We start from the raw sequence: 22,685 nt of genomic DNA on the forward strand, positions 1-22,685 counted from the left end.
TGCTTGGCGGGGGATAAGTGGGAGTCTATAACCGCCCGAAATCCCCCGTTTTTCGCCAGAGTTCTGCTCAGAGTTACGCCATGACCGGATCCGCTCATACCGCCCATCCCGGCCGCCACTCGACCCTGTTCGTGGTCGTGGTCGCCCTGTTCGTCACCGATCTGATCATCTCCAATGTGATCGCGGTGAAGGCGATCAATATCTTCGGCCATCCGCTGCAGGCGGCGGATCTCATCTTCCCGATCACCTATATCCTCGGCGACGTGCTGACCGAGGTCTATGGCTATGCCCGCGCCCGCCGCGCGATCTGGATTGGCTTCGGCTGCAATCTTTTTGCCGTCGGCGCCATCACGCTGGGCCAAGTCTTGCCCTCCGATGCAGGTTGGACCGATCAGGCGGCCTACGAAGCGATCCTGGGTTCCCAGTCGCGCATCCTCGCCGCTTCCTTCGCCGCCTATCTGGTGGGCGAGTTCGTCAATTCCTACATCCTCGCCAAGATGAAGGTCTGGACCAAGGGTCGCTTCCTCTGGGCGCGCACCATCGGCTCCACCATCTTCGGCCAGGGCTGCGATACCGCGATCTTCCTCACCATCGCCTTCTACGGCGATTGGCCGACCGAGATGCTCACCGCCATCATCCTCAATCAGTGGCTGTTCAAGGTCGGCTACGAGACGCTGGCAACGCCCGTCACCTATCTCGTCGTCAACAAGCTGAAGCGCGCCGAGGGGGTCGATTTCTACGACACCAACACCCATTTCAGCCCGTTCGCGGTCAAGGAATAGGCGGCGCGCTATCCGAGATTCCAGCTGCCATATGATAGTGAATAAGCCACTGCATTCGTGCGTCAATGCGCGCCCGGCTGTATAGGTTCTGCGCCGCCGCCATGTTACCGGCCGTCTCGGCGCAGAGCCCCGAGAGGCGATAGCCCGTCATCGCAAACTCGGCCCGGATCATTGGATCCCAGCTGGAGATATCGCTCAGGGTTGCTTCGATCAGTTCAGGCCGATCCAGGATATCATGCAGTTTAGAGCAGATATCATCTTTGTCTGAGAGAGCATCCGCGATGATGCCTCGCGTTTCCGAGTTGCCCATTGCCTTATCCAGGGCCGACAGCCAGAGAGCGATGTCGGTTGGCATGTCTTCAGCGATGGCCGCCGCATCATCCAGCGATCTGCGTGCCGCGGCCAACTGTCCATTTCGTCGCTGAATCTCGGCGCGCACCAGACATACCCTCATGCGCGGATCAGCCTCGCATCCAGTGTAGTCATGATCTTCCTGGACAAAGAACATGGCCTGATCGCGGTGCCCGATCGCGAAGCGGTAGGTCGAGATGGCCTGGGCCGCAAAGGCCGCATCCTCACCCTTCTCGGCCGCCAGGAGCATGCATCCGGAGGCATCGTTGAAACTACCTTCGGCAGCATAGGCAAAGGCCAAACGACGATAGGATTCATACGGAAACATGCATTCGTCCGTGATCGCTGCGGTGAATGCTTCCCTGGCCCGCGTGACGTCGCCCATGTCGAAAAGCAAGGCACCGTAGAGGGTACGCAGATTGCCGCGATAGGAGATAGGCGGGCATAGCTGAATCGCCTCCTCGTAGAGGATGAGAGCCTCGGCATTCCTGCCTTTCTCCGCCAACGCCTGCGCCTCACTGGATTTGAGAACCGCAGCGATCTTACCGCCATTGTACTTTGCGTCTCCCTCGGTGCCGCTCATAGGGATTCCTCGACGCGACGCACATCCAGTGCCGCAATATGATAATCTGCGCACCAGCGCGTATGCGGTTCGGTCTGTGCGCGTCGGTAGCAGGTCCGCGCCGTGTCGAGATCGCCGGCCTTTTCGGCGAGCAATCCCTGCAAGCGATCGAAGATGGCGAGGTTCTCGGCGCGCTGGGTCCAGGGCAGAGTCTGAAGCACCGCCTCGAGATCGGCGCGCGCGCCGTCGCCTTGCAGGATCTTCCAGGCAAGGGCCGGCCAAGACTCCGGCTCGGCCGCGAAGGCCGCACCGACATCGGGGCGCATAAGCGCGCGGCCGAAAGACTGGTCGAGCACGGCCAGCCACAAGGCCAGTTCCACGCTGAGCCCATCGTCGCGCGCCATTGTGGCCGCAAGATCGAGGCTGGCCTGCGCCGCCGCCCGGTTGCCATCCAGCCGGTGCAACTCGGCCCGCAGCAAGGCATGGCGGCAAAGATATTCCGGCTTCGACCCCGCGAGATCGAATTCGGCCCGATGCAAGGCGGCCCCCACCCCGTCCTGGGCCAGATCAAAGATCATCAGCGCCTGGGCCGCGAAGGCTGCGTCTTCTCCGGCAGCAAGCGCTTCGGTCATGGCCGCGATGGCGGATGCATACTCGCCCTTGGCGGCGTGGACGAAGCCCAGATAGCGCAACGCCTCGTGGGGATAGATGCAGCCATGCAAGCTGGCAGCGCGGAGGGCCTCGGCGGCCGCATCCACCTCGCCATTCTCGAAGTGGATGATGGCCAGAAGAATCTGGAAGCTGCCCCGCTCGTTGCAGGGCGGGCAGATTTCAATCGCTTTCCGATAGGCGGTGATGGCGCCGGCCCGGTCGCCCTGCTCCAGCATGTCGTCGGCGGCCGAGACGGTCATAATGGCGGCGATGAAGCGTCTTTGGTCGGGGCTCGCGCGACCAAGCCCGCAGCTTTCCGCCGCCTCGCCATTGCTGTTCGCCGCCCGCGCCATTCCTTGCTCCCGCCAAAGTTCACTTTATGTTCCAACTATTGCGATAAATCTCATTAGTTGTAAAGCGGAAAATGACTAAACCATGAGGGATAGCAGGAAGGGCGTCAGGGCTGGGCGGCTAGGCTGCCCAGCTCGGCGGCGGTAAGGGCCTGCAGGCGCCCGTCGCTGCCGCAGGTGGCGGCGGCCTTTTCCAGCAACAGCTTGGCAAAGCGCTTCTCGCCATCGCTGGCGGCAAAGGCGCCGGCATAAAAGGACAACTCGCAGACCTGCTGGCGCTTGATGTCGAAGGCATTGCCGGAGCGGCGCACCTCGTCGGCCACCTGCTGCAATGGCCGCTCGCCCAGCAGATAGGCGATGACGGGGCGCGGCCAGGCATTGCTTTCATGCGCCGCGATGGCGGCCCCCATCAGGCTGCGCCCGTCGCTGCCCATGCGCGCGGCAATGAGGCCCTGCAGCAGCGCCAGGCGGTTGAAGCTGTCATTATCCGCCAGCGCGATGGCGGCGCGGATCTTCTCATCCGCCGGACCGTATTGGCCGGCGGCGAAATCGGTCATCGCCTCGTTTTCCAGGGCGGCGATCTCGGCGCCATCCTCGGCACGCGGCGATGCCAAAGGAAGCGCCAGCAGGCAGGCGAAGACCGCCGCCACGCCGGCACGCCGGAAGCTCGATACCCTGATCCCCACCTGGGCTCCCCTTTCAGACGGTCCCCCGCGACAGGCTGGGAGACGATCAGGCCGCGCGGCTCCTGCGCGCCTGGCGCCCGCTGACCCAGCCTAATCCGGCAATGGCCACCAGGATAAGCCCCATCCCCACCCCTTCGACAAGCCCCGGCCGCTCACCCAATTGTAGGGTTGAGAGGAGAAGCCCCAGGAGCGGCGTCAACAGGATGCCGAGCGAGGCGAGACCGGCATCGAGCCGGTTGAGCAAGGTGAACCAGATGACATAGGCCAGCGGCGTCGCCGGCCCGATATTGTAGAGCAGCGCCGTGATGAAGGCCGGCGACCAGTCGATCGGCGTTTCCGGCACGAGCAGGGCGACAACGCAGAGCATGATGGCGCCGGCCAGCATCTGCCAGGCAGGCAGCGCCAGCGGGTCCATCGGCGCCGTCCGCGTCGCGCGCTTGGTCACGACGACACCGAGCCCCCAGGTGAGCCCGGCGCCCAGCGCCAGCATGACAGCAAGCAAGGAGCCCGACCGGCCGCCATCGACGGAGATGAGAACGATGCCGACAAGCGCCAGGGCGGCCGCCGCCCATTGCGCGCCGGGAACGCGCTCCTTGAGCATCAGCACCGAGAAGACCAGGACCCAGAGCGGCATCGTGTAGTTGAGGACAGCGCTGCGCCCGGCGGCACCCGTGGACAGCGCCCAGGTGACGAGGCCGAAACAGAGGGCCGTCTGCAGCAAGCCGATGAGGACGATCACGCGCCAGCGGCTCTTCATTTCGCGGAAGCGCAGGGAGCGGCCCATCAATTTCAGTGTCAGCATGAGGACGACGGCACCGCCGAGGAAGCGGATGGCGGCAAAGGCGAAAGGCGGCGCATAGGTCACCGCGACCTTCATCATCACCCAATTATAACCCCAGATGAGGGACAGGGCTGCGATGAGCGCCAGCGCCTGCCAGCGGGGGAGCGGTATGTGTGTCGGTGCGGTGTTCGTCATGGGGCGAGACTAGCCTGCCGGCCGCGCGGCGCGCTCCGCAAATTCAGCCGCAGGCCTTGCGGGAAATGCATCGCTGCGATGGTTGCGAAGCCAGGTCTCTATCCCCTCTCCCTTCAGGGAGAGGGAGAAGGTGCAAGCTCGGAAAACTCAATCCCCCGTTACAAGCCGCTCGACCAGCTGCTTCACGGTGGGGACGAAGCCGTTCGCATAGAAGGGATCGTCGCGGAAGCGGTAGGCGTTGTGGCCGGCGAACATCAGCTGGTCTTCGATCTTGTCCGAATGGCTGATCTCCTGCAGCGTCTTTTGGATGCAGAAGCTCCTGGGGTCGGCCTTGTGGCCGGTGGTGCCTTCCTCGTTCTGGGCCCAGTTCGAGAAGTTGCAGGCCGACAGGCAGCCCATGCAATCGATCTGGTCCTTGAGAATCTCGTTGGCCTTGTCGCGGGTGACGAAGATCAGCGTCGATTCCGGCGTGCGCAGGGATTCGGTGAAGCCCTGGCGCACCCATTCCTCGGCGCGCAGCTTGTCGGCCGCCGTCACGAAGACCTGGCGGCCGCGGGCGCCCACGGCCAGCGGCCATTCATGCTCGCCGATCTTGTGCTGCGAAAAGGCGATCTGCCGGTCCGAGCGGTCGCGCAGTTCCTGGATGAAGGCATTGTTGACCGCCGACGAATAGAAGCCGGTCGGGCTGAAGCGATTGAGGAAGACGTCGCCCTTTTTCAGATTCACCAGGCGCTTCTTCCAGGCGTCCGAGATCGGGCTTTCCTGGGTCAAGAGCGGCCGCGTGCCGAACTGGAAGGCGACGGGGCCAAGCTCCGGATTGCCGATCCAGTCTTCCCACTCGCGCAGGTTCCACACGCCGCCCGCCATGATGATGGGCGTCTCAGCGAGGCCGCATTCGTCACGCATGGTGTTGCGCAGATCGCGCACACGCTCATAAGGCGCCTGCGGCTTGTTCGGATCCTCGACATTGGAAAGGCCGTTATGGCCGCCGGCCAACCACGGATCCTCATAGACGACACCGCCCAGCAGATGGCTGAACTTGTGATAAGCGCGCTTCCACAGGGCCCGGAAGGCGCGCGCCGAGGAAACGATCGGATAATAGTGGATGTTGTACTGCGCGCAGATCTCGGCGATGCGATAGGGCATGCCGGCGCCGCAGGTGACGCCGTGGATGAGGCCCTTGGCACCTTCGAGCACGCCGTGCAGCACCCGCTCGGCGCCGCCCATCTCCCACAGCACGTTGATGTGGAGGCGGCCGTTATTACCCATGCAGTCATGGGCGATCTTGGCTTGGGCGATGCCGCCCTTGATGGCGTAGTCGAGCAATTCCTCGTGCCGCTCGCGGCGGGTCTTGCCGTGATAAAGCTGCGGGATCGGCTTGCCGTTCTCGTCATAGGAATCGGCATTGACGCCGGAGAAGGTGCCGACACCGCCAGCCAGCGCCCAGGCGCCGGAAGACTGCCCGTTCGAGACGGAGATGCCCTTGCCGCCTTCGATGAGCGGCAGGACTTCGCGTCCCGAAATGATCAACGGCTTTAGTGCTTTCACCCGTGCCTCCCACTGGCCGCCGCATCACCGGCGGCGACATCCCAATTTATATAATTATTGACCGACGGCCGCCAAGATGCGTGCCGGCGCATCGGTGAATATGCCGTCGACGCCCCAATCGATCAGCTGCCTGGCGCGCGCGGCATCGTTAACAGTATAGACCAGAAGGCCATAGCCTTCCGCCTTGATCTCGGCCACCCATTCCGGCGTTGCCGCCTGGTCCCAGATATTGACCGTGTCGGCCTTGAGGTTTTGCGCCAGATCCAGCCAGTTGACGGGATGATCTTCCAGCAGCAGACCGCGCGGGAGTTCCGGCGCCTGGTCGCGGGCGATCTCGAGGCATTCGAGGACGAAGCTGGAAATGAGCGGTTTCGGCTTCGCCGCCGGCCACAGATGGGCAAGCTCGTCGAGCACGATCTTCGCCGTATCGCGGGCGCGGCCCGGACAGGGCTTCAATTCCAGATTGAACTGCAGGTCTTCCTGCGCAAAGAGCGCCAGCGCCTCGGCCAGCAGCGGCATCTTTTCGCCGGCGAATTGCGGACCCCTCCAGCTGCCGGCATCAAGCACGCGTAGCTCGTCATAGGTGAGCGCGCGGGCGGCACCCGCGGCGTTGCTGGTGCGATCGATATTGTCGTCATGGAGGAGGAAGGCACGATTGTCGGCTGAAAGCTTGGCGTCGAACTCGACCCAGGCAGCCCCCTGGCGCTTGGCTTCGCGGAAGCTTGCCAGCGTGTTCTCAGGGGCCGCTTCGGCAGCGCCCCGATGACCGATCACCCGCGGCAGGGAAAGTGTGCGTTTTGGCATCGGGCCAGCCTATCAGAAGCGAAGGCGGAGATGGCGGCCAAAGACCGCCATCTCCATTTCTTCACGAATCGGCACGCTCGGTGTTCCGCTGAGCGCGGCGTTCGGCATCGGCCTTGGCGATCTCTTCCGACATGTCAGCGCCGGTCTTCTGGTCGACGACGCGCATCGAGAGCTTCACCTTGCCGCGATCGTCCATGCCCAGCACCTTCACCTTCACGGCCTGGCCGACTTCGACCACGTCCGAGGTCTGCTTGACGCGCTGCGGTGCCAGCTCGCTGATATGGACGAGGCCGTCCTTGCTCCCTAAGAAGTTCACGAAGGCGCCGAAATCCATCAGCTTGACGACCTTGCCGTCATAGATGACGCCGACTTCCGGCTCGGCGACGATGCCGCGGATCCAGTTGATGGCCGCTTCGCCGGCCTTGGAATCGACCGCCGCCACCTTGATGGTGCCATCGTCTTCGATGTCGATCTTGGCGCCGGTGACTTCGCAGATCTCGCGGATGACCTTGCCGCCCTGGCCGATCACTTCGCGGATCTTTTCCTTCGGGATGTTGATCACGGTGATGCGCGGGGCGTTCTGGTTGACGCCTTCGCGCGCACCCGTGAGGCCCTTGGCCATCTCGCCGAGGATGTGCAGGCGACCGTCCTTGGCCTGGCCGAGGGCGATCTTCATGATCTCGGAGGTGATCGACGTGATCTTGATGTCCATCTGCAGGGCGGTGATGCCCTTGTCGGTGCCGGCCACCTTAAAGTCCATGTCGCCGAGGTGATCTTCATCGCCCAGGATGTCGGAGAGAACGGCATAGCCGTCCTTTTCCTTGATCAGGCCCATGGCGATGCCGGCGATGGGACGCGCCAGCGGCACGCCGGCATCCATCATGGCAAGCGACGAACCGCACACGGTCGCCATCGACGAGGAGCCGTTCGATTCCGTGATCTCGGAGACGATGCGGATCGTGTAGGGGAAGGCTTCCTTGCCCGGGAGCAGCGGGTGCACCGCGCGCCAGGCGAGCTTGCCGTGGCCGATTTCGCGGCGGCCCGGCGAACCCATGCGGCCGGCTTCGCCGGTCGAATAGGGCGGGAAGTTGTAATGCAGCATGAAGGTCTCGCGGAATTCACCTTCCAGCGCGTCGATGATCTGTTCGTCATCGCCGGTGCCCAGCGTGGTCACGACCAGCGCCTGGGTTTCGCCGCGGGTGAACAGCGCCGAACCATGGGCGCGCGGCAGCACGCCCACTTCCGCCGTGATCGGGCGGACCGTCTTGGTGTCGCGGCCGTCGATGCGCAGGCCCGTCTTCAGGATGTTGCCGCGGACGATGTCCTTTTCCAGTTCCTTGAACTGCTTGCCGACGAGTTCGATCTTCTTGTCGTCGGTGCCCAGGGTCTTCTTGGCTTCGTCCTTCACGGCGGCGACCTTGTCGGTGCGCGCCTGCTTGGCGGTCTCACGGTAAGCTTCGGCGAGCTTCTCCGAGAACTGGGCCTTCAAGGCACCGTAGATCTCGACGGCGGCTGCATCCGGCGGGGTCAGTTCGCGCGGATCCTTGGCGCACTGCTCGGCCAGTTCGATGATCGCGTTGATGACCTGCTGGAATTCCTTGTGGCCGTAATTGACGGCGCCCAGCATGATTTCTTCGGAGAGCTCCTGCGCTTCCGATTCAACCATCAGCACGCCCTCGGCGGTGCCGGCGACCACGAGGTCGAGCTTGGAATTGGGAAGGTCCGAACGCTTCGGGTTGATGACGTATTCGCCATCGATGTAACCGACGCGCGCCGCACCGATGGGCCCCAGGAACGGGATGCCGGAAATGGTGAGGGCGGCCGAGGCGCCGATGAGCGCCACGATGTCGGGATCGTTCTCGAGATCGTGGGAGAGGGTCGTGCAGACGACCTGCGTCTCGTTACGATAGGTCTCGTGGAACAGCGGGCGGATCGGACGGTCGATCAGGCGGCTGGTCAGCACTTCCTTCTCGGTCGGGCGGCCTTCGCGCTTGAAGAAGCCACCCGGAATCTTGCCGGCGGCGAACGCCTTTTCCTGGTAGTTGACGGTGAGCGGGAAGAAATCGACACCGGGCTTCGGGGACTTGGCACCGACGGCGGTGCAGAGCACGACGGTCTCGCCATAGGTCGCGAGCACGGCGCCGTCAGCCTGGCGCGCGATGCGGCCGGTTTCGAGCGTGAGCTTACGCCCGCCCCACATCAATTCCTTACGATAGATCTTGAACATATCTGGTCCTTTCAGGGCCCCGCCGCGGTTATTCGGGCGGAGCCGGTCATCTCGACCGATGGGATGCCGGACCCGCGAAAGCAACGCGCGAAAGAGATGGCGTTGCTTGCGTCGGCCCGGCTCGTTGCGGCTGATGGCGCGATGGTCGAAGAACCGCGCCGGCCGGTGGATGAGGATGTCGCGTTGGGATTATCGTGGGCAACCCCAATACGACAATCCCGCCCATGACTTCAGCCCTGGGCGGGATCCCCGTTGGGTTTAGCGGCGCAGGCCCAGCTTGCCCAGGATTTCCTGGTAGCGCTGGTTGCTGGACTTCTTCAAGTAATCGAGCAGGCGGCGGCGTTGCCCCACCATGACCAGCAGACCGCGACGCGAATGGAAATCCTTGTCATGGGTCTGCAGATGCTCGGTCAGATTCTTGATCCGCTCGGTGAGGAGCGCGATCTGCACTTCAGGCGAGCCGGTATCGTTGGCGGCCTTGGCGAATTCCTTCAGAACTTCTTGCTTACGTTCGGCAGTGATCGACATCGACCTTCTCCTTTGTGGTCCTAATGGTTGATGACGCGCACCGGGACGAGTTCGCCTGCCTCATAACGGGTGAGGGCTACGAGCTTGCCTTCGGACATGGCGCAAACCATGCCGCCGGGAGTGAACTCCCGAAATCGATCGCGGTCTTGGCGGTGGAGTAATCCAACCGGTTGCCCGGACCGAAGGCGTATCGCCTCGGTGGCCGATAAGGCCAGAGCCGGGATGTCGTCCAGCGCGGTCTCTATCGGCAACAAATGCTTAAAAGCGGCCGGAATATGCCCCAATGCCCCCTGAGCGTCCAGCGAAATCAGATTCTCGGCGTCCAGCGAAATTACATCCTTGAGGGCGTCGAGCGAAATCGCCTTTTCCTCGGTGAACCCCCCAACAGATAGTCGCCGCAGGGCCGAAATATGGCCTCGGGACCCCAAATGTAGAGCCAGATCGCGCCCCAGGCTCCGCATATAGGCGCCCTTGCCGGATTTGACCTCGAAAACGGCCTCGTCCGGGTTGATGAACCCCGCCAGGCGGAAGTCGAAAATGCGGATCTGCCGGGGGGCGAGGTCGACCGTTTCGCCATCGCGCGCCAGGTCATAGGCGCGTTCGCCGCCCACCTTGATGGCCGAGAACTGCGGCGGCACCTGGTCGATAAGGCCGATGAAATGGGGGAGCGCTGCCTCGATCGCGGCCTGGCTCGGCCGCACGTCGGATCGGGCAATGACCTCGCCCTCGGCGTCGTCGGTCGTGCGCTGCTCGCCGAATTTCAGGGTGAAGCGATAGGTCTTGGTGCCGTCCATGACGTAAGGCACCGTCTTGGTGGCTTCGCCCAAGGCAATCGGCAGGATGCCCGTCGCCAACGGGTCGAGCGTGCCGCCATGCCCGGCCTTCTGCGCATCGAACAGGCGCCGCACCACATTGACCGCCTGGGTCGAGGTCATCCCCAGCGGCTTGTCGAGAATGACCCAGCCGTCGACCTTCCGGCCTTTCTTACGCCGACTCATCTGCGGGGGCTCATTGCTCGGATTCGGGCTCCGGCTTCTTGGCGATATCCGCCCGCACCACCGGATCGTGCAGCAGGGCCTCGATGCGGCTGGCTTCCTCGAAACTGTCGTCGATCTTGAAACGCAGCTGCGGGCTGACGCGCATGTCGACCTGCCGCGCGATTTCGCCGCGGAAATAGCCGGCCGCCCGGTTGAGGGCACGCACGATGATCTCGGCCGCGCCGGCCTCTTTCGGTCCGCCAAAGGGGGCGATGAAAATGGTGGCGTTGCGGAGGTCCGGGCTGATCTTCACCACCGTCACCGTGATCATGCGCCCGGTGAGGTCGGGGTCGGAGAGGCTGTTATCGGCGATGATGCCCGAAAGCGCATGCCGGATTTCCTCGGCAATGCGCAACTGCCGCTGACCGGCCTTGGGGGTGATGGTTTTCTTGCGTGGCATGCTTAGCGTTTCATCAGCAGAATTTGTCATGCCCGCGAAAGCGGGCATCCATGGACGGAGCAACCGGAAAGATGGATCCCCGCTTGCGCGGGGATGACATCAATATGCGGAGTGGGCTGTTCTTACGCCAGCTCGCGGGCGACTTCTTCCATCTCGAAGCACTCGATGATGTCGCCCTTTTCGATGTTGTCGTAATTCTCGAAGGCCATGCCGCATTCGAAGCCTTCCTTGACTTCGCGGACTTCGTCCTTGAAGCGGCGGAGGGTCTTCAACGTACCTTCGTGGACGACGACGTTGTCGCGCAGCAGGCGCACCTTGCCACCGCGCTTGACGAGGCCTTCGGTGACCATGCAGCCGGCGACCTTGCCGGTCTTGGTGACGTTGAACACTTCGCGGATTTCGGCATTGCCGAGGAACTTTTCGCGCAAAGTGGGCGCCAGCATGCCGGACATGGCCGCCTTGATGTCATCCACGACGTTGTAGATGATCGAGTAGTAGCGGATGTCGACATGGTCGCGCCGCGCCATTTCACGGGCCTGCGGATTGGCACGCACGTTGAAGCCGATGATCATGCCGCCCGAGGCGCGGGCCAGCGTCACATCGCTTTCGTTCACGCCGCCGACGGCCGCATGCAGGATGCGCACCTTGACCTCGTCGGTACCGAGCTGCTTGAGGCTGCCGGAGATTGCTTCGACCGAGCCCTGCACGTCGGCCTTGATGACCACGGGCACTTCCTTGGCTTCGCCGGCCTGGATCTTGGAGAACATCTGCTCCAGCGTCGAGCGGCCGGCGGTGAGCGCAATCTGCTCGCGCTGGCGGTTCAGGCGGAACTCAGTGATCTCGCGGGCACGGGCCTCGGAATCGACGACGACGAAGACGTCGCCGGCAAGCGGCGTTCCCTGGAGACCCAGCACCTCGACCGGCGAGGCCGGGCCGGCGCTGTCGATGTTGCGGCCGCGGTCGTCGAGGAGGGCGCGGACACGGCCCCATTCGGCGCCGGCGACGAAGATGTCGCCCACTTTGAGCGTGCCCTTCTGCACCAGCAGGGTAGCGACCGTGCCGCGGCCGCGTTCGACCTTGGCTTCGACCACGGCACCCATGGCCTGGCGTTCCGGGTTGGCCTTGAGATCGAGGATTTCGGCCTGCAGCAGCAGCGTTTCCTCGAGCTTGTCGAGATTGGTCTTGGCCTTCGCGGAGACCTCGACCGACAGCACGTCGCCGCCCATGTCCTCGGTGACGAGTTCATGGTTGAGGAGTTCGCGGCGCACGCGCGTGGCGTCGGCGCCGGGCTTGTCCATCTTGTTGATGGCGACGATGATCGGCACCTTCGCCGCCTTGGCGTGATGAATGGCTTCGACCGTCTGCGGCATGATGCCGTCATCGGCCGCCACGACCAGGACAACGATATCCGTGACGTTGGCACCGCGCGCGCGCATCTCGGTGAAGGCGGCGTGGCCCGGCGTATCGATGAAGGTGATCTTCTTGCCCGTGGGCAGCTTCACCTGATAGGCGCCGATATGCTGCGTGATGCCGCCGGCTTCGTGCGCGGCGACGTCGGTCTGGCGCAGCGCGTCGAGGAGCGAGGTCTTGCCGTGGTCGACGTGACCCATGATGGTGACGACCGGCGGACGCGACACCAGCGTTTCCGAGGTGTCGGTATCGCCCTCGAGGCCGAGTTCGACATCCGCCGCGGAGACGCGGCGCACGGTGTGTCCGAACTCACCGATGATGAGTTCGGCCGTATCGGCATCGATTGTCTGATTAATTGTGGCCATGACACCCATTTTCATTAAAGCTTTGATCACGTCGGCACCGCGCTCCGCCATGCGGCTCGCCAGTTCCTGCACCGTGATTGCTTCGGGCAGCACGACTTCGCGCAGGACTTTCTGCTGCGACTGTGCGTTGCCCATCATGGCACGACGTTCTTTTTCGGTCCGGCGGCGGAAGGCCGCCAGAGAGCGCTGACGCTCGCCACCATCGGCGTCGAGCGCCTGGGTGACCGAGAGTTTGCCGCTGCGGCGACGCTGGTCGTCGCCACGGCCACGGCCGGCTGCGGGCTTGGCCGCCGGCGCGCGATGGCCGGTCGTCCGCCGGCGCATCATTTCTTCGTTTTCTTCCTCGGCCTGCTTGGCCACGGTCTTCGCGAGATGCATGCGCCCGACATGGGGCGCTGCTGCCGCACCGGCCGCTGCTTCCGGCTCCGCCGCAGCGGCTGCAGCCGCCGCTGGCTTCGCCTTGGGCGCCTCGGCCACCACGTCGCGCGCCTTGCGGGCAGCGTCTTCAGCGGCCTTGCGTTCCTCTTCCTCGCGGCGACGGCGGTCGAGCTCGGCGCGCTCGCGCTCGGAGCGTTCGGCGGCGCGCTTGGCTTCCTCGGCCTCGGTGAGCTTGCGGACGTCCTCGTCCTTCTTGGCCTGCTCAAGGACCTTGAGGCGGTTCTGACGCTCCTGCTCGGTCAGCGTATGGTGCCGCTCGTCGACCTCGGGGGCCGGGGCGACCGGCGCCGGAACATGCGGCTTTACCTCGACCTCGGGCGCCACTTCCGCCAGTTTGCCGCCGGCACCGGTGGTATAGGTGCGCTTCTTCTTCACCTCGACCGCAACCGTCTTCGTACGGCCATGCGGGAAGCTCTGGCGCACCTGGCCGCCATCCACTGTCTTCTTCAGCTCGAGCTTGCCGGGCGAAGAAAGCTTCAGCGGTTTGCGGGTCGGCGTATCGGTATCACTGGACATGCTGCGCGTGTTTCCGTTCGTAAAGTACGTCGTTTAGCTCTAAATCTCGTTGTCGCCCTGCTGGCCCGAACCAGATTGATTTGGACCAATTTGGGCAAAACCGGCGTGCCGGCGCAGGGTCAGCGCCAAGCGCTCGGCCATGCCGCCCGGTTTCACCGCCACATGAACCGCATGCAGCCGGCCCAAGGCCGGCGCCAGCGCTTCGGATGGCAAAGGCGCCCATATCTCTACCCCAGGACCGGCCAGTCGCGCCAGCTTGCCCCGCCCGTCGGCCGAACCGTCGCTGGCTTCGAGCAGGAATTTCACCTGCCCCGCCCGGAGCGCCGCCTCGACCTTGTCAAAGCCGGCCACCAACTGCCCCGACTTCTTGGCAAGGCCCAGCTGGTCGAGGAGCTGTCGCTCCAGCAGCTGCACCACCCGGTCGGGAAGACCGGCGTCGGCCTTGGCCTGGCCCTTGGTAACCTTGGTAAAAACGTGCCTGCGCACGGCCTCAGCCAGAATCTGGCGGTCGGCTGTCACCCAAAATCCACGTCCCGGCAGGTCGCCCTTGAGGTCCGGCACGATATCACCGGCGGGTCCGGCCACGAAGCGGATCATCCGCCCCTTGTCCATGACCTGCCGCGTCACGATGCAGGTCCGCTCGGGCCCGCTCGAACCCGCCAAGGCATCCTGGATCAGGGAATCGTCATGGACCGCCGCCGGATCGGTTTCATCCGCGGAAGTCATGATGATCGGGTCCTGGTGCGGGCTCAAATCCATGGCGCCTCTGGCTGGGTCCTTACTTCTTCTCGTCTTCGAACCAATGCGCGCGCGCCGCCATGATGATGGCGTTGGCGTCATCGGACGTGAGGTCGAATTCCTTCAGGATACCGTCCTTCGGGTCGACCAGTTCGTCGGCGGCGAGATCGGCGAGGTCGTCGAGGGTTTTGACCCCCTTCTCGCCCAGCGCCACCAGCATCGGCGGGGTCAGCTTGTCGATGGCCGCCACCTCGTCGGTGACGCCCATTTCCTTGCGCTTGGCGGTCGAGCGCTCCGATTCAGCCTCGATCCAGGCCTGGGCGCGGGCTTTCAGCTCTTCGGCGACGTCGGCGTCGAAGCCTTCGATGCCAGCCAGATCCTCGGTCGGCACAAAGGCCACTTCCTCGACCGACGCAAAACCTTCGGTCACCAGCAGATGGGCGATGACGTCGTCGACGTCGAGCGCGTCCATGAAGGTCTGCGAGCGCGACTTGAATTCTTCCTGGCGGCGCTCGGATTCCTGGGCGTCGGTGAGGATATCGATGTCGAAGCCGGTGAGCTGGGAGGCCAAGCGCACGTTCTGGCCACGACGGCCGATGGCCAGGCTTAACTGGTCATCCGGCACCACGACTTCAATGCGGCCGGTATCCTCGTCGATGACGACCTTGGAGACTTCGGCCGGGGCCAAAGCATTCACGACGAACGTGGCCTGGTCCTGGCTCCAGGGGATGATGTCGATCTTCTCGCCCTGCAATTCCTGGACGACCGCCTGGACGCGGCTGCCGCGCATACCGACGCAGGCGCCGACCGGATCGATGCCGCTGTCATTCGACATGACGGCGATCTTGGCGCGGCTGCCGGGGTCGCGGGCCACCGACTTGATTTCAATGATGCCGTCATAGACTTCCGGCACTTCCTGGGCGAACAGCTTGGCCATGAAGTCGGGATGGGTGCGGCTGAGGAAGATCTGCGGCCCACGCTGCTCTTCGCGCACGTCGAAGATGATGGCGCGGACGCGGTCGCCGGTGCGGAAGGTTTCGCGCGGCAGCAGCTCGTCACGGCGCAGCATCGCTTCGCCACGGCCGAGATCGACCGTGATGTTGCCGAATTCGACGCGCTTCACCAAGCCGTTGATGACCTCGCCCTTACGGTCCTTGAACTCGTCGAACTGGCGCTTGCGCTCGGATTCGCGCACTTTCTGCACGATCACCTGCTTGGCGGTCTGGGCGGCGATGCGGCCGAAATCGATGGGCGGCAATTCGTCGATGAGGAGGTCGCCCACCTTGGCGTCGGGCTTGCGGCGGGCCGCCGCCTTCACCGGGATCTGGGTCACCTCGTTCTCGACCACGTCAACCACTTCCTGCACGCGGATCAGCTTGATCTCGCCGGTCTTGCGGTCGATCTGGGCGCGGATGTCGTGCTCGTGACCGTATTTCGAGCGGCCGGCCTTCTGGATGGCCTGCTCCATGGCGGTCAGCACGTCGTCGCGGTCGATCCCCTTCTCGCGGGCGACCGCGTCGGCGACCTGCAGCAGCTCCATACGGGGAATGGCAATCGTTTCCATGTTGTCCTCGGTTGGCGTCAATTCAGTTCGGCTTCTGCTGCTGCCTCATGCGCTGCAATCAGCGCATCGGTCAGCACCAGCTTGGCCTTGGCGATTTGGTTGAGCGGGAGGGCCAGTTCCGCCCCCTCGCTGTCGATCTTCACACTTTCACCCGCGACACCCTTGAGGATGCCCTTGAAACGCTTGCGGCCGTCGACCGGCTCATGCGTCTCGATCTTGGCCTCGTGGCCGGCAAAACGGTCGAAATCCTTGGGCCGGGTCAGCGGCCGGTCGATACCGGGCGACGAAACCTCCAGCGAATAGGCGCCCGAAATCGGGTCCTCGACGTCGAGGATCGCGGAAACGGCGCGGGAGACGCGCGCGCAATCCTCGACCGACATCACCCGCCCGTCCTGGGGCTCTGCCATGATCTGCAGGACCTTGCGCTGCGACCCGGCCAGGGTCACGCGCACCACTTCGTAGCCAAGGGCTTCGATGCTGGGGGCAATCAAATCGGCGATGTGGTCGGTCAGACTCATACGAGGTCAGGCAATCATCGGGGTTTGGCGTCGTCCCAGGAGCGGTCGAACCCGGGAGTGGTCGAATCTGGGATTTGGTCAATCCCAGCAGCGCCGCGCCAAAAGCTGCCCAACAAAAAAGGCGGGCCGTTTTGGGCCCACCCTCTCAACTGGATCTCATCGGACCCTGGGATTTGCCCGGGAATATAGGGATTTCAAGGCAGGATGCAAGGAGATTGTGGCTGCGGGCCTCTACCGGCACCAAACTGCCACATCCGCGTCATATTATTGAAAAATATAAATTTTCCCCAACCCCGCCAGGGTCATCGGCCGGCGGCGGCCGGCAGCCGCATCTCGGCCACCAGGCCGCCTTCGGGCGCATTGGCCAAAGTGAGGGATCCGCCATAGGCATCAAGGAGTTCACGCACGATGGCCAGGCCCAGGCCCGTGCCGGCGACAGCTTCGTCGAGCCGCAGGCCTCGCCGCCCCAGCGCCTCGGTGGCCGCCGCCGGGACACCCGGCCCATCATCGCGGATCGTCGCTACCGCCATGCCGCCCTCCCGGCCGATCCGGATGGCGACGTGGCCGGACGCCCATTTGGCGGCATTGTCGACCAGATTGCCCAGCATTTCCGCGAGGTCATGGGCGTCCACGGCGACTATCGCGCTGGTTTCCGCGCCGCTGACCTCCCAGCTCAGCTTCTCGCCTTGCGGCGTGCGGCGGATGGTCTCGACGATGCCGCGCAGCACTTTGCCGAGATCCGCCGCGGCGGCCTGGCGCCGGCTATGGGCTGCTACCCGCACCCGGGCCAGTTCATGATCGACATGGCGCTGCATGGCGCGCACCAGTTCCTCGATCTCGCGCGCCATGTCGCCCTCGCCCTTGCGGCGCAGCTTCTCGGCATCGTTGGCGAGCACGGTAAGCGGGGTCTTGAGGCCGTGGGCAAGATCGGCCGCGCGCATGCGCGCCCGCTCGACCGTGCGGTCCTGCGCGTCGAGCAGCTCGTTCACTTCATTGACCAGCGGCATGATCTCGTCGGGGAAATCCGGTTCCAGCCGGCGGGCGCGCTGCGTGCGGATGGCGGCCACACCCTGGCGGACGGCCTCGAGCGGCTTCAAGCCCACATTCACCTGCACCCAGGCAGCCGCCACCAGGACGAGCGCCAGAATGATGAGGGCCGGGGCGATATCTTCGACGAATTCGTCACGCGCGTTGTCGAGCTCGTGCTGGTCGACCGCGACGACGATGCGCAGGGTGCGCTCCCCGCTCGCCGCCGGAAAGACGATGCGCCGCTCATAGACATGCAGCATTTTTCCCTGTGGGCCCGCGATCTCATAACGCTGCGGGCGGCCGCTCTCCTCCGCCGGCGCCGGCAGCTGCAGCACATAGTCCCACAGCGAGCGCGAGCGCTGCGCGTCCCCCGCTTCATCGACGATCTGCCAATAGAGCCCGCCATAGGGCCGCTCGAAGCGTGGATCGGCAAGCGGCCGGTTGAGCTGCGGCAAGCCGCCCACCGCGAAATCGACGCCCGCCGCGATCTGGTTGACAAAGGTATGGAGCTCGGCATTGACCCGGCGCTCGACATGGCGGTCGAACAATGCCACCAGGCCGAAACCCGCCAGCACCAGCGCCAGGCTGACGGAAATCGCCGCGGCCAGCAGCAGCCGCAGGCGCAGCGACCGGCCGCTCATGTCGCCGGCCCCCTCATGCCGCCGGCCCATTGACGATGTAGCCGAAGCCCCGGCGCGTCTCGATGAGCTCATGCCGCAGCTTCCTGCGCACGCGCCCCACCAGCACCTCGATCGCATTGCTGTCGCGCTCGAAATCCTGGGCGTAGAGATGCTCGGTCAATTCGATCTGCGTCACCACCCGGCCGGCATGGTGCAGCAGGTAGGACAGCAGCCGGTATTCGAGCGGCGAAAGATTGACCGGCTGGCCCGCCTCGGTGACGCGCATCTGCCTCGGATCGAGCGTCACCGGCCCGACGCTCAAGGTCGTCGTCGCATTGCCGGCGGAGCGGCGGATAATGGCGCGCAGCCGCGCCAGCAATTCCGCCATGTGAAAAGGCTTGGGCAGGTATTCGTCGGCCCCGCTGTCGATGCCCTCGACGCGTTCGCTCCAGCTGCCACGCGCCGACAGGATGAGGATCGGAAAGCGCCGCTCGTTGGCGCGCCATTTCTTCAGGATGGAGAGTCCGTCCATCTGCGGCAGGCCCAGATCCAGCACCACCGCGTCATATTCTTCCGTATCGCCCTTGAACCAGGCGTCCTCGCCATCGCGCACCGCATCGACGATGTAGCCGGCACCCGTGAGGGCCAGCGCCACTTCCTCGGCAATGCGGGGATCGTCTTCGACCAGCAGGACTTTCATTCGTCGAGCGCCACATTGATGACCTCGCCGGTCTTCGCGTCGACATCGATATCGCGCACGCGCCCATCTTCGCCGATCACCTCGATCTCATAGACCCACTGGCCCAGCTTGCGCTCCAGCTCGATCTCGACGACATCGCCGGTGACCTTGCCCTCGACCTCGGCGAGAACCGTGCTCAAGGGCAGGATTTCCTTGTTCTCCAGCGCCTTGCGCGCGACCTCCTGGTCGACGTCTTCTTCCGCCGCCTGGGCGAAGGCACGCGGCGCCGGCGCGGTCAGCAGCGGCAACGCGAGGACGCCGGCAACCGCCAGCAGGCGCAGGGTCATGGTCAAAAGGGGCATCGTCTCGGCACTCATGAAAACATCGGTAACATCTCATTCCCTTGATGGCAAAACCAAGCTGACAGATCGCTGACAGCTCCCGTTACCCGACCGTCAGGCCCATCCCGCTAGCCTCCCCGCATCGCACCGCCCGACTCCGTTCCGGCGGCCAAATTTGAGGGAGAGCATCATGTGGAAGACCATCACCTCCGCCGCCATTTTCTTCGGCCTCAGCTCGCTACCCGTTGCGGTCGGCCTTGCCGTGGCCAGCGACGATCACGTCTGCCACGCGCCGCAGGGAATGGCCGCGATGTCACATGAGGCCGCGGCGAAGTTCGGCGAGACGCTTGGCTATCGCATCACCAGAATCGAGACCGAGCATGGCTGCTACGAGCTCTCCGGAACCGACAAGCACGGCGCCGAGGTCGAGCTGACGCTCAACCCCTATGACGGCAATATCGTGAAGAATGCGGAGACGCGGCGATGAACGCGCCTCTCACCCGCCGTTTGGTCATTGACGACGAGGGGCGCATCGGCGCGCCGACGCAAGCCTGGCGCGATTTCATTGCCAGCGAACGCGCCCGCCCCATCGACTGGGGACTGCGCCCAGCCGAAGGCCTCGGCAGTCTGGCCCGCCGCCTGTTCCGCGACTTGGCGCTTTACGACCAGCCGCGCCATCCGGCCGTGCCTTTGCTGCATTGGCCAATGCTGCGCCAGATCGCCCTTGCCGCCCATGCAGGCTATTGCTGGGCCCGTCTGGCGTCGGCGGTGGCGCGCCGTAATGGGCGCAGCCGGACCGAGCAGGCCCGGGACATGGTCCGGCTCGCCTGGCGCGAACGGCTCGATGCACAGACCTATTACATGCAGGAGCTGTACCGGTCGGGTGGCGCGCGGCGTGCCGCCGACACGCTCACCCGATACGAGACCAAGAACGGCCTCTTCAGCGCATTGCGGCGCCTTGCCCCGCGCCAACCGGCCGAACGCTCGCCGCTCGGTGACAAGCTTGCCTTCCATGCGCGTTGCCGCCAGCACCACGTGCCGGCGGTGCCGGTTCTCATGAGCGCAATCCGCGGTCGGCTTGAGACTCTGGACGGTGGCGTCGCGGAGGGATGCGATCTCTTCGTCAAGCTGCGGCGCGGCAAAGGTGCGCGCGGCACCACGCTGCTGCGCTATGCCGGGGCCGGCGCATACCTGTTGCCCGATGGGCGCCTCTGCGCGCTCGATGCCTATCTCCGGGAATTGGCGCGCGCATCGACCCGCGCCGATTATCTGGTGCAGCCGCGCCTCGTGAACCACGCCGATATCGCCGATCTGGCGAGCGAATCGCTTATCGTCATCCGCGTCATCACCTGTCTCGACGCCGTGGGCACGCCGCAGGTGACGCACGGCATGCTGCGCGTGATCGCCAAGCTGGAGCCTTCCTGGAACGACGCCACCGAATATGCAGCGCCAATCGATCTCAGGACCGGCCGCATGGGGGCCATGACCGGCGACAAGCTGCCGGGAATTCTCGACTGGCATGAGCGTCATCCGCTGACCGGTGCCCCGGTCGCTGGCCGCTTGCTCACCGCCTGGCCCGATGTCCAGGCCGCTGCGATCAAGGCGCACCGGGCCTTCACCGACCGCATCCTGCTGGGCTGGGACATCGCCGTGACGCCGGACGGTGTCATCATCGTCGAAGGCAACGCCATGCCCGACGTCGCCTTCCTGCAGCGCGTCCACCGCCAACCCATCGGGCAGAGCCCGCTGGCGCCGTTATTGCGGCATCATCTGCAACGGTTGGAGCTGCAGCACAGTTATCCTCTCACACGTTCTCCCACTTCCCGCTCTTGGCCGCTTTGAACATGGCGTCGATGACGCGCATGTTGAGGATCGCGTCGTCGATGCCGAAGTCGAGCGGCGCCTCGCCGCGGATGGCTTGTGAAAAGACCTCGCCCTGCAGGGCGTATTGATCGCAGGCCGGCAGCACCTCGGTCACGATATTGGCGCCGGTGAGGTCCGATCCGTCGTCGATGCGCAAGGTCGTGGCCTGGCCCGGCGGGGCGTTGAACGGGATCATCACCTCGGCCCGCGCCTTGGTGCCGAGGATCTGCACATGCTGGCGCGGCACCAATTGCGTGGCGGTAGCGAAAACGAGGTGCCGGCCGCCGGGAAATTCCGCCAGGGCCGACGTGAGGCGATCGGTCTTGAATGTCGGGTCCCAATCGATCGCGGCCGAAACGCGCACCGGTTCCGCCCCGAAGACGAAGCGGGCGGTCACGATCGGATAGCAGCCGATGTCGTAGAGGGCGCCCCCGCCGATATCGCCCATGTTGCGCACATTGGCGGGATCGACATTGTAATAGGTGAAGACGGAGCTGATCAGGCTCACATCGCCGAGCCTCCCCGATTGCGCAAGCTCCCGCGCCCGGCGCCATTGCGGGTGATAGCGCACCATGAAGGCCTCGGTGACGAGCTTTCCGGCCTTCTTGGCGGCGTCGGTCAGCTGCCCGGCCTCCGCCGCCGTCAGCGCAATCGGCTTCTCGCACAGCACATGCTTGCCGGCGGCCAGGGCCTGCAGGGTCACCGGCACATGGAGATGGTTGGGCAGCGGGTTGTAGACCGCCTCGATTTCCGGATCGGCCAGCAGCGCCTCATAGGTGCCGTAGGATTTCGGAATGCCGAGCTTCTGCGCAACCTCCCTGGCGCGCGCGGCATCACGCGAGGCGATCGCCGCGATCTCCACGCCCTTGGCGCGCAGCATGGCCGGGATGACTTTCTTGACCCCGATATCGGCGGTGCTGACGATGCCCCATTTGACCGGCTTCATGATGGCTCCTTCTCCTGCAAGGCTCGCTCCAGCGCCGCTTCGGCGTGGAGGGTGGTGGTGTCGAAGAGCGGCACGGCGGAATCCGAAGGCCCCACCAGCAGCATGATCTCGGTGCAGCCGAGGATGACGGCTTGCGCCCCCTCGGCAATGAGCTGGTCGATGACGCCGCGATAGGCGGCGCGCGACTCATCGCGCACGATGCCTTTCACCAATTCGCTGTAGATGATGTCGTGGACGATCTTGCGGCCGGCAGCATCCGGCACGATCACCTCGAGACCGAAGCGATCCACCAGCCGCGCCCGATAGAAGGGCTGCTCCATGGTGAAGCCCGTCCCCAGCAGGCCGATGCGCTTCAACCCCGCGGCCCGGATCGCGGCACCCGTCGGATCGGCAATATGCAGCAGCGGAATGCCCACGCCACCCTCGATCGCCGGCGCCATGCGGTGCATGGTGTTGGAACAGATCACCAGGAAATCCGCCCCGCCACGCTCAAGCCGCCCTGCCGCCTCGACCATGGCGGCACTGGCCGCGTCCCAATCGCCCCTGTGCTGCAGCGCCTCGATCTCGCCGAAATCGAAGGAATAGATGAGCGCGCGCGCCGAATGCACGCCGCCCAGCTTCGCCTGCGCGCCGCGGTTGAGGATGCGGTAATATTCCGCCGTGGACTCCCAGGAGAGGCCACCGATGAGGCCGATCAGTTGCATGCGTTTAGTCGGGGATTTTGTTGCACGACAAAGTGTGGGGCGGCAGTGGATC

22 protein-coding genes are annotated in these 22,685 nt (G+C 64.6%); 3 read left to right on the forward strand and 19 right to left on the reverse strand.

Annotated features, from left to right (window positions below):
* Positions 1-80 precede the first annotated feature (80 nt).
* The gene (locus ACE3OA_RS07580; RefSeq protein WP_374309601.1) at positions 81-782 is read left to right on the forward strand and encodes a queuosine precursor transporter; all 702 of its coding nucleotides are present in this window, start codon (positions 81-83) and stop codon (positions 780-782) included.
* Here the strand turns inward: ACE3OA_RS07580 and ACE3OA_RS07585 are convergent.
* From ACE3OA_RS07585 to ACE3OA_RS07665, 17 genes are all read right to left on the reverse strand, one after another.
* Positions 772-1,716 carry a tetratricopeptide repeat protein gene (locus ACE3OA_RS07585; protein ID WP_374309603.1) on the reverse strand — a complete coding sequence of 315 codons (945 nt, stop codon included), beginning with the start codon at positions 1,714-1,716 and terminating at the stop codon, positions 772-774. The two genes, ACE3OA_RS07580 and ACE3OA_RS07585, sit on opposite strands and share 11 nt — an antisense overlap.
* Positions 1,713-2,699 (reverse strand): tetratricopeptide repeat protein, encoded by a 987-nt coding sequence (locus tag ACE3OA_RS07590; protein ID WP_374309605.1) that lies wholly within the window; start codon positions 2,697-2,699, stop codon positions 1,713-1,715. The genes ACE3OA_RS07585 and ACE3OA_RS07590 overlap by 4 nt, the downstream gene beginning before the upstream one ends.
* Positions 2,700-2,803: 104 nt before the next feature.
* Entirely contained in the window at positions 2,804-3,382 is a 579-nt protein-coding gene (locus ACE3OA_RS07595) for a hypothetical protein (protein ID WP_374309607.1), read from the reverse strand.
* Between the two features lie 46 nt (positions 3,383-3,428).
* On the reverse strand, positions 3,429-4,358 hold the full coding sequence (locus tag ACE3OA_RS07600; RefSeq protein WP_374309609.1) for a DMT family transporter: 930 nt from the start codon (positions 4,356-4,358) through the stop codon (positions 3,429-3,431).
* A 147-nt stretch (positions 4,359-4,505) separates the two neighbouring features.
* Positions 4,506-5,906 (reverse strand): NAD(P)H-dependent flavin oxidoreductase, encoded by a 1,401-nt coding sequence (locus ACE3OA_RS07605; protein ID WP_374309611.1) that lies wholly within the window; start codon positions 5,904-5,906, stop codon positions 4,506-4,508.
* Between the two features lie 54 nt (positions 5,907-5,960).
* The gene (gene ugpQ / locus ACE3OA_RS07610; RefSeq protein WP_374309613.1) at positions 5,961-6,710 is read right to left on the reverse strand and encodes a glycerophosphodiester phosphodiesterase; all 750 of its coding nucleotides are present in this window, start codon (positions 6,708-6,710) and stop codon (positions 5,961-5,963) included.
* 61 nt (positions 6,711-6,771) lie between these two features.
* Positions 6,772-8,937: a polyribonucleotide nucleotidyltransferase gene (gene pnp / locus ACE3OA_RS07615; protein ID WP_374309615.1), complete on the reverse strand. Its 2,166-nt coding sequence runs from the start codon at positions 8,935-8,937 to the stop codon at positions 6,772-6,774.
* A gap of 258 nt (positions 8,938-9,195) precedes the next feature.
* The gene (gene rpsO / locus ACE3OA_RS07620) at positions 9,196-9,465 is read right to left on the reverse strand and encodes a 30S ribosomal protein S15 (protein ID WP_374309617.1); all 270 of its coding nucleotides are present in this window, start codon (positions 9,463-9,465) and stop codon (positions 9,196-9,198) included.
* A 20-nt stretch (positions 9,466-9,485) separates the two neighbouring features.
* Entirely contained in the window at positions 9,486-10,463 is a 978-nt protein-coding gene (truB, locus tag ACE3OA_RS07625) for a tRNA pseudouridine(55) synthase TruB (protein WP_374309619.1), read from the reverse strand.
* Between the two features lie 10 nt (positions 10,464-10,473).
* On the reverse strand, positions 10,474-10,902 hold the full coding sequence (gene rbfA / locus ACE3OA_RS07630; protein WP_374309621.1) for a 30S ribosome-binding factor RbfA: 429 nt from the start codon (positions 10,900-10,902) through the stop codon (positions 10,474-10,476).
* 122 nt (positions 10,903-11,024) lie between these two features.
* Complete coding sequence (infB, locus tag ACE3OA_RS07635) at positions 11,025-13,631, reverse strand: translation initiation factor IF-2 (RefSeq protein WP_374309623.1); 2,607 nt, start codon at positions 13,629-13,631, stop codon at positions 11,025-11,027.
* Positions 13,632-13,670: 39 nt separating this feature from the next.
* Positions 13,671-14,357 (reverse strand): RNA-binding protein, encoded by a 687-nt coding sequence (locus ACE3OA_RS07640; RefSeq protein WP_374309625.1) that lies wholly within the window; start codon positions 14,355-14,357, stop codon positions 13,671-13,673.
* Positions 14,358-14,409: 52 nt separating this feature from the next.
* A complete protein-coding gene (gene nusA / locus ACE3OA_RS07645) occupies positions 14,410-15,933 on the reverse strand; it encodes a transcription termination factor NusA (RefSeq protein WP_374310892.1) in 1,524 nt (507 codons plus the stop codon).
* 17 nt (positions 15,934-15,950) lie between these two features.
* On the reverse strand, positions 15,951-16,451 hold the full coding sequence (rimP, locus tag ACE3OA_RS07650) for a ribosome maturation factor RimP (protein WP_374309627.1): 501 nt from the start codon (positions 16,449-16,451) through the stop codon (positions 15,951-15,953).
* Between the two features lie 302 nt (positions 16,452-16,753).
* Positions 16,754-18,121 (reverse strand): sensor histidine kinase, encoded by a 1,368-nt coding sequence (locus tag ACE3OA_RS07655; RefSeq protein WP_374309629.1) that lies wholly within the window; start codon positions 18,119-18,121, stop codon positions 16,754-16,756.
* Positions 18,122-18,134: 13 nt separating this feature from the next.
* Positions 18,135-18,800: a response regulator transcription factor gene (locus ACE3OA_RS07660; protein WP_374309631.1), complete on the reverse strand. Its 666-nt coding sequence runs from the start codon at positions 18,798-18,800 to the stop codon at positions 18,135-18,137.
* Positions 18,797-19,141, reverse strand: coding sequence for a PepSY domain-containing protein (locus tag ACE3OA_RS07665; RefSeq protein WP_374309633.1), 345 nt, complete (start codon positions 19,139-19,141; stop codon positions 18,797-18,799). The genes ACE3OA_RS07660 and ACE3OA_RS07665 overlap by 4 nt, the downstream gene beginning before the upstream one ends.
* A 169-nt stretch (positions 19,142-19,310) precedes the next feature.
* Between ACE3OA_RS07665 and ACE3OA_RS07670 the strand changes: the two genes are divergently transcribed.
* Complete coding sequence (locus ACE3OA_RS07670; RefSeq protein WP_374309635.1) at positions 19,311-19,607, forward strand: PepSY domain-containing protein; 297 nt, start codon at positions 19,311-19,313, stop codon at positions 19,605-19,607.
* A complete protein-coding gene (locus ACE3OA_RS07675; RefSeq protein WP_374309637.1) occupies positions 19,604-20,962 on the forward strand; it encodes a sugar-transfer associated ATP-grasp domain-containing protein in 1,359 nt (452 codons plus the stop codon). Before ACE3OA_RS07670 ends, ACE3OA_RS07675 begins: the two co-directional genes overlap by 4 nt.
* Here ACE3OA_RS07675 and ACE3OA_RS07680 read toward each other — a convergent pair.
* Together ACE3OA_RS07680 and ACE3OA_RS07685 are read right to left on the reverse strand one after the other, a co-directional pair.
* Positions 20,925-21,929, reverse strand: a complete 1,005-nt coding sequence (locus ACE3OA_RS07680; protein ID WP_374309639.1) for a Gfo/Idh/MocA family protein — start codon at positions 21,927-21,929, stop codon at positions 20,925-20,927. The genes ACE3OA_RS07675 and ACE3OA_RS07680 overlap by 38 nt on opposite strands.
* Positions 21,926-22,633 (reverse strand): aspartate/glutamate racemase family protein, encoded by a 708-nt coding sequence (locus tag ACE3OA_RS07685; RefSeq protein ID WP_374309641.1) that lies wholly within the window; start codon positions 22,631-22,633, stop codon positions 21,926-21,928. Before ACE3OA_RS07685 ends, ACE3OA_RS07680 begins: the two co-directional genes overlap by 4 nt.
* Positions 22,634-22,685: the final 52 nt, after the last annotated feature.

The sequence above is a fragment of the Dongia sp. genome (assembly GCF_041906375.1).
Lineage (GTDB): Bacteria > Pseudomonadota > Alphaproteobacteria > Dongiales > Dongiaceae > Dongia.